The following is a 7090-nucleotide window of genomic DNA, read 5'->3' on the forward strand; positions in this document are numbered from 1 at the left end:
CAACGGCTTGTTCAGTAGTGTCGTCAGACGCGATGATCCTCATCACCCCGCTACTCTCAGGCGCGGCCCAGGCGGCCGGGGCTCTCGGCGATCTCGTCGGCTCCCTGCTCAAGGCGATCGACCCCGCTGCCGGCTGGTTCGACGATCCGGCGGATGGCGGGCTCGGCATGGTGATGTCGGGGCTTGCCGGCATCGCCGCCGCGCTCCTGGTCGCGATCCTGCTCTCGGTCTATTTCCGCACCGGCTATCGTTCGACAAGCGACATCGTCAAGCACAGCTTCGCCACGGCGCTGGTGCTCGGCCTGCTCGGCTTTGCCGTCTACGATATGCGGCACGACATGCGCGACTATTTCGGACTGAACGCATCGCCATCCGACACCGGAACAAACCTGCCGAGCACCGGCCTGCTCGGAAGCCGCCGCAGCCCGCCTGTCGTGCCCGCGCCCCCGATCAAGCCGCTCGCGATCTAGGGCCCATTTCGGGGCTCGTTCAAACGGAACATCAAACAACGCATCAAACAGAGCAGCGAATAAGTCGCCGAAATCGTCATCGTTCCGACTTCGCGCCGACCTATGCTTCGCGTGAAAAGGAGCGATGCATGCCCCAATTTCGCCTGACCCAAATCTCCGACACCCACCTCGCCCGCCGCTTCAAGCCGCTGATCGACAATTTTCATCGCGTCAGCGAGCACATCGATGCGACGCGGCCTGATCTCGTGCTCAACTCCGGCGACGTCTCGTTCGACGGGCCGACCAGCCGCGACGATCTGGTGTTCGCCAAGCAATTGCACAGCGCGCTGCCGGTCGATTGCCTCTATCTGCCCGGCAATCACGACATCGGCGACAACCCGACCGCGGTCGGTCCCACGCCTTCGCAACTGCCGACCGAAGCAACGCGCGGCGCCTTCATCTCGGTGCTCGGCGAGGACCGCTGGCATTTCGACGCCGCCGGCTGGTGCTTCATCGGTCTGAACTCGCTGATCATGAACACCGGCCTCGACAGCGAGGCCGAGCAGTTCGACTGGCTTGCATGCGCGCTCGACAAGGCCGTCGGCAAGCCGGTCGCGCTGTTCCTGCACAAGCCGCTCTATCTCGACGTGCCCTACGATGCCGAGCGCGTCGAGACCGCGATCCGCTTCGTGCCGCAACCGGCGCGGCGCCGCCTGATCGAGATGTTCGGCAAGGTCGATCTGCGGCTGGTCGGCAGCGGCCACGTGCACCAGCGCCGCGACTACACGTTCGAGCATGTCAGGCAGATCTGGGCGCCCTCGGCCGGCTTCATCATCTCGGACGCGCGGCAGGAAGTGATCGGCATCAAGGAAGTCGGTCTCGTCGAGTACCGCTTCCAGCCCGACAGTTTCGAGGTCCGTCACGTCAGGGCGAAGGGCCAGGTCGATGTCGACCTGGATACGCTGCTCAGCAAGCAGCCGGCGTGAGCTTTCTCAGCTTCGCGCCGCGTCGTGCAGGTCCTGCTTGATGACGGTGAGCTGCGCCTGCAGCGAGTCCCTGCTCTGTTGCGGCGCCGCCTGCGCGGGCCGCACGCGAGGCATGAAGCGCACCGGCTCCGCGTCCGGCTGATCCTCGACGAATTTGCCGTGCAGGACGTCGTCGCGGCGGCCCATGACGAACATCGTCGCCCAATAGCCGACGGCGAGGAGGATGACCCCGAAAACAATGAGTTCAAAAACCATAGCTACACCTGAAATATAGCCATATTGAATCAAGTGCTTGGGGTCCCCGTCAAGCAAATGGGGGCCGAAAGGCCCCCAAAACCCCGCCAATGTGGCGTTTTTGATACTTTGTTGCGCGGAATGGGAGTTCCGGGCCCTTAGCTTAGGCCTTGTCCGGCCCGATCCGGACCAGCTGCTTGCCGAAATTGGCGCCCTTGAGCAGGCCCATGAAGGCCTCCGGCGCGCTGTCCAGCCCCTCGGTCACGAACTCCTTGTACTTGACCTTGCCCTCGCGCACCCACAGCGACATGTCGCGCAGGAAGTCGCCATGCATGGCGGCAAAGTCGCTGACGATGAAGCCGCGGAAGGTCAGCCGCTTGGTCAGGATGTTGCGCATCATCGCGCCGGCCCATTTCGGTGCGTGCGCCTCGGTGTCGTTGTAATGCGCGATCAGGCCACAAACCGGGATGCGCGCGAACGCATTGAGCAGCGGAAACACCGCGTCGAACACCGCGCCGCCGACATTCTCGAAATAGACGTCGATGCCTTTCGGGCAAGCTTCCTTCAGCTTGGCCGCGAGATTGGGATCGCGGTGATCGAGGCACTCGTCGAAGCCGAGCTCGTTCTTGACGTAGGCGCACTTGTCCTTGCCGCCGGCAATGCCGATCGCACGCGCGCCCTTGATCTTGGCGATCTGGCCGACCGCAGAACCAACGGCGCCGGACGCGGCGGCAACCACCACGGTTTCGCCCGCCTGCGGCTTGCCGATCTCGAGCAGGCCGGTATAGGCGGTCATGCCGGGCATGCCGAGCACACCGACCGCGGTCGAGATCGGCGCGATCTTCGGATCGATCTTGGCGAGACCCTTGCCGTCGGACAGCACATGCGTCTGCCAGCCGGCGCGCGACAGCACGATATCGCCCTTAGCAAAGCCGGGATTGTTCGACGCGATCACCTCGCTCACCGTACCGCCTTCCATCACGCCGCCGACCGGCACCGGTGCGGCATAGGACGGACCATCGGCCATGCGGCCGCGCATATAGGGATCGAGCGACAGCCAGATGGTGCGCAGCAGCACCTCGCCGGCTCCCGGCGTCGGCGGCGTGTAGTCCTCGAGCCTGAAATTGGCCGGCGTGGGCTCGCCGTGCGGGCGCGAAGCAAGAACGATGCGCTTTCCTTGGGACATGATTTTTCCTCTTGGGGTGATTGGTTCGTGGCGCACACGTAGTCATGCAATCCAGCTCCCCGCAAGGGAGATGGATTTGCTGTTTCGCGCGCGCTTGTTTGAAACGGTGTTTGAAATGATGCCCGTCATTTCGCAGGCAAGGGTGCTCGAAACGGCGCCGTCGTCGCGGGGCGGTCCGCGAGACCGCCCCCGGAATCTGGTGTCGGCAAGTCGATCAAGGCATGCCACCAGCGAACGAAGCGGCCATGCTCGATTCTCCTGAACCGACCTCGGCATCCGGCACGATGGAGCTACGCGTAGGCGGCCGTCAGTGGGTCGCGACGAGCGACGCCGCGCAGTGGGCGATCGGTTTGCCGCCTCCCCTCGAAAGCTGGGTGGCGAGGACTTCGGTCCGCTCCGTGGAGCCGGCCAACGTATGTGAGGCCTCCCAAACCATTGGGATTACCTCTTGAGGAGCCGACCAGCTTCTTCGCACCGCAAGGTCTTTGGTTTGGCGGCCGGATTCACCTTCGGACGACCGGCACCCGGTAGACCATCCCCGTCCCGCGCGTCCGCGCAGGAACACGATCTATCAATCTGGCACTTGTCGGACTTTCGATTCGCTGTAGTCTCGGAGCATGCGGCACTCGCATGGCTGTTACCCAAAAAAGGGACAGGCATCACCATAACAGGAGCGAACCAACGCTCCGGTTTTTGGATCGAGACCGACATGGCCGGCGGCGGATCGTATGACACGTTTCCCAAATTGCTGCTGCGAAACAGCGCGCAATTTGGCACGCGGCCAGCGTTTCGGCACAAGGATCTTGGCATCTGGCAGAGCTGGACCTGGGCTCAAGTTGCCGAGATCATACGTGCCTACGCTGCGGGCTTGCATCGCCTTGGCTTGCGCGAAGGCGACACGGTCGCCGTAGTCGGCTCAAACCGGCCGAAGCTTTACTGGACCATGATGGCAGCGCAGGTGCTGCGCGCCATTCCTGTTCCGGTCTATTCAGATGCCGTGGCGGATGAGCTTGCCTTTGTTCTCGCTCATGCCGACGCGAAGCTGGTCGCAGCGCAGGACCAGGAGCAGGTCGACAAGGTCTTGTCCGTGTCCGACCGACTGCCGCAACTCAACAGGATTGTCTACGACGAGCCGCGCGGGCTTGACGGCTACGACCGCAGTCGACTGATCGCTATCGGCGATATCATCGAGGACGGCCGCACCGCGCTTGCGGCCGAGCCAACGCTTGGCGAACGGATCGATGAGTCCATTCGGGCGGGCAGCGGTTCGGACATCGCGGTCATCCTCTACACGTCGGGAACGACCGGTGCGCCGAAGGGCGTCATGCTGTCGGCGCGAAACTGCATCGATGCTGCAATCGACACCACGCGGTTCGACAGACTGACCGACAAGGACGTGGTGCTCGCCTATCTGCCGCTGGCCTGGGCGGGCGATCACTATGTCAGCTATGTGCAGGGCCTGGTGGCTGGATACTGCATGGCGTGTCCGGAAAGCAGCGACACGATCGAGCAGGATCGGCATGAGATCGGACCGACCTTCTATCTGGCTCCGCCACGTATTTTCGAGGCCATGCTGACACGGCTGATGGTCCGGATGGAGGACGCCGCACCGATCAAGCGGCGATTGTTCAGCTACTTTCTGGACGTCGCGCAGCGGTATGGCGAGCAAGTCTTGACGGGCCGTCCGGTGCCGCTGTCAGGCCGATTGATCTATGCGCTCGGCCGCTGGCTGGTCTACGAGCCTCTCAAGAACGTTCTTGGCCTGTCTCAGGTGCGCGTCGCCTACACTGGAGGCGAAGCGATCGGTCCGGATCTGTTCGCGTTCTACCGCTCGATCGGCCTGAACCTGAAACAGCTCTACGGCCAGACCGAAGCGTTCCTCTATGTGACCTGCCAGCCCGATGGCGAGATCTACTCGGATACGGTTGGTCCGCCGGCACCCCACGTCGACATCTGCATTGCGGAGACGGGCGAAGTGCAGTTTCGCTCGCCCGGCATGTTCCTCGGATATTTCAAGGATCAGGCAAAGACCGCGGAAGCCATGACATCAGACGGATACGTCAGGACCGGCGATGCGGGCTTCTTCGACGAGAAGACCGGGCATCTGAAGATCATCGATCGCGCGAAGGACGTCGGTCGATTGGCTGACGGCACGATGTTTGCTCCCAAGTACCTCGAGAACAAGCTGAAGTTCTATCCCAATGTCAAGGAAGCGATCACGTTCGGTGACTCCAGAGAGTTCGTGTGCGCCATGCTCAACATCGACCCGGTCGCGGTCGCGAATTGGGCCGAACGCAACAACGTCGCCTACGGGTCCTATCAGGAGCTTGCCGGGCATCCGCTGGTCTACGACATGGTCGCCAAAGACGTTGCCGCGGTGAACCGCTCCCTGGCCGGGGAAACGGTGCTTGCGGGCGCCCAGATTCGCCGCTTCCTCATTCTGCACAAGGAGCTCGACGCGGATGACGGCGAGCTGACCCGCACGCAGAAAGTGCGCCGCCGCTTCATTGCCGAACGTTATGCGCCGTTGGTCACGGCCCTCTACAACGGGGCGCATGAGGCCGACATTTCCACGGAAGTGACGTTTGAGGATGGCCGGAAAGGCACGATCGCGGCACGAGTCAAGATTCGCGACATGCAAATCGTGGGTCCGACAAAATCGCTGGGAAGAGCGGCATGAGAGCGCCAAACGCCAACGAAATCCTGCTGCAGGTCGAGGGCGTGGCACTGGCCTTCGGCGGCGTCAGGGCGCTGCGGGACGTCTCGTTCAACGTCAGAAAAGGCGAAATTCGCGCCATCATCGGCCCCAACGGCGCCGGCAAAACCTCGATGCTGAACGTCGTCAACGGTTTCTATCACCCCAACCATGGCGCCATCACCTTCAAGGGGCGCACCCGGGCCAAAATGCAGCCCTTTGAGGCGGCGCGCGGCGGCATCGCGCGCACCTTTCAGAATGTCGCCCTGTTCAAAGGCATGAGCGCGCTCGACAACATCATGACGGGGCGCACCTTGAAGGTCCGCCGCGGGCTGTTGTGGCAGGCGCTGCGTTATGGCCCTGCTCTCGCAGAGGAGGTCGAACATCGGCGTAAGGTCGAGGAGATCATCGACTTTCTGGAAATCGAGACAATCCGCAAGGTACCGGTTGGGCGCTTGCCATACGGCTTGCAAAAGCGTGTCGAACTCGGTCGCGCTCTGGCGATGGAGCCCGACCTACTCCTCCTCGACGAGCCGATGGCTGGCATGAACGTCGAGGAGAAGGAGGACATGTCGCGATTCATCGTTGATGTGAACAATCATTACGGCACGACCATCGCCCTGATCGAGCACGACATGGCCGTGGTCATGGATCTGTCGGACCGCGTCGCGGTGCTTGATCACGGCGTCAAGATCGCCGACGGCACGCCTGATGAAGTGAAGAGAAGTCAAGCCGTCATCGATGCATATCTTGGCGTCGCGCATTGAGGTGCGCCCATGATCGCGCTGGGTCAGTTTCTCGAGGTCCTTATCGGCGGATTGATGTCCGGCGTGCTCTATTCGCTGGTCGCGCTCGGCTTCGTGTTGATCTTCAAGGCATCCGGCGTATTCAACTATGCGCAGGGAGCGATGGTATTGCTCGCGGGATTGGCGCTGGTTCGCGCCCTCGACCTGCTGGTCGCCAACGGCCTTCCGCTTTGGGTCGCGGTCGTCCTTGCCATCGGCTTTGCCGCCATGATCATGGCGGCAACCGCCTGGCTCATCGAGCGGTTCGTGATCGGACCTCTTGTCAACCAGGACGGCCTGACGCTGTTCATGTCGACGATCGGCGTGACATTCGTCATCGAGGGTGCCGCGGAGATGATCTTCGGATCGGATGTCTACCCGTTGCGGCTGTTCCCGACCGACGCCTGGTTCTTGTTTGAAGGCCTGTTCCCGGGCGGGATTCTGGTCAACAAGCTGGATGTCTGGGGCGCATTGATCGCGGGCGTCCTGGTCGCCGGCCTCGCCGTCTTCTTTCAGCGTACCAAGACCGGTCGCGCACTCAGGGCCGTGGCCGACGACCATTTGGCCGCCCATTCGGTCGGGATTCCGATCAGCTGGATCTGGTTCGTGGTCTGGCTCGTTGCCGGTCTCGTTGCGCTGGTCGCGGCGACCGTGTGGGGGACCAAGCTTGGCGTGCAGTTCTCCGGTCTCTGATCCAAATCGGACGCCGCCTACGATGTACACTGTGGGCCTTGCGGATGGTGGGTGGTGATTAA

The 7090-nt window shown here is 62.6% G+C and carries 6 protein-coding genes and 1 pseudogene; 5 read left to right on the forward strand and 2 right to left on the reverse strand.

Going from position 1 to position 7090, the window contains the following annotated elements; translation table 11 throughout:
* Both FNJ47_RS43745 and FNJ47_RS43750 read left to right on the forward strand, forming a co-directional pair.
* Positions 1-470: pseudogene (locus tag FNJ47_RS43745) on the forward strand (hypothetical protein); the annotation flags it as partial.
* Between the two features lie 128 nt (positions 471-598).
* Entirely contained in the window at positions 599-1435 is an 837-nt protein-coding gene (locus FNJ47_RS43750; protein WP_163162692.1) for a metallophosphoesterase family protein, read from the forward strand.
* Between the two features lie 6 nt (positions 1436-1441).
* Here FNJ47_RS43750 and FNJ47_RS43755 read toward each other — a convergent pair whose 3' ends face one another.
* The gene (locus FNJ47_RS43755; RefSeq protein WP_163162700.1) at positions 1442-1690 is read right to left on the reverse strand and encodes a hypothetical protein; all 249 of its coding nucleotides are present in this window, start codon (positions 1688-1690) and stop codon (positions 1442-1444) included.
* Between the two features lie 142 nt (positions 1691-1832).
* On the reverse strand, positions 1833-2855 hold the full coding sequence (locus FNJ47_RS43760) for an NADP-dependent oxidoreductase (protein ID WP_163162694.1): 1023 nt from the start codon (positions 2853-2855) through the stop codon (positions 1833-1835).
* Between the two features lie 709 nt (positions 2856-3564).
* Between FNJ47_RS43760 and FNJ47_RS43765 the strand changes: the two genes are divergently transcribed.
* From FNJ47_RS43765 to FNJ47_RS43775, 3 genes are read left to right on the forward strand one after another with little or no spacing between them, the layout of a single operon-like run.
* Positions 3565-5535, forward strand: a complete 1971-nt coding sequence (locus FNJ47_RS43765) for an AMP-binding protein (RefSeq protein ID WP_163162696.1) — start codon at positions 3565-3567, stop codon at positions 5533-5535.
* Positions 5532-6317 carry an ABC transporter ATP-binding protein gene (locus FNJ47_RS43770; protein WP_163162698.1) on the forward strand — a complete coding sequence of 262 codons (786 nt, stop codon included), beginning with the start codon at positions 5532-5534 and terminating at the stop codon, positions 6315-6317. Before FNJ47_RS43765 ends, FNJ47_RS43770 begins: the two co-directional genes overlap by 4 nt.
* A gap of 9 nt (positions 6318-6326) precedes the next feature.
* Positions 6327-7028: a branched-chain amino acid ABC transporter permease gene (locus tag FNJ47_RS43775; RefSeq protein WP_236000508.1), complete on the forward strand. Its 702-nt coding sequence runs from the start codon at positions 6327-6329 to the stop codon at positions 7026-7028.
* The last annotated feature ends 62 nt before the right edge of the window (positions 7029-7090 follow it).

It is taken from the genome of Bradyrhizobium uaiense, assembly GCF_010811875.1.
Taxonomy (GTDB): domain Bacteria; phylum Pseudomonadota; class Alphaproteobacteria; order Rhizobiales; family Xanthobacteraceae; genus Bradyrhizobium; species Bradyrhizobium uaiense.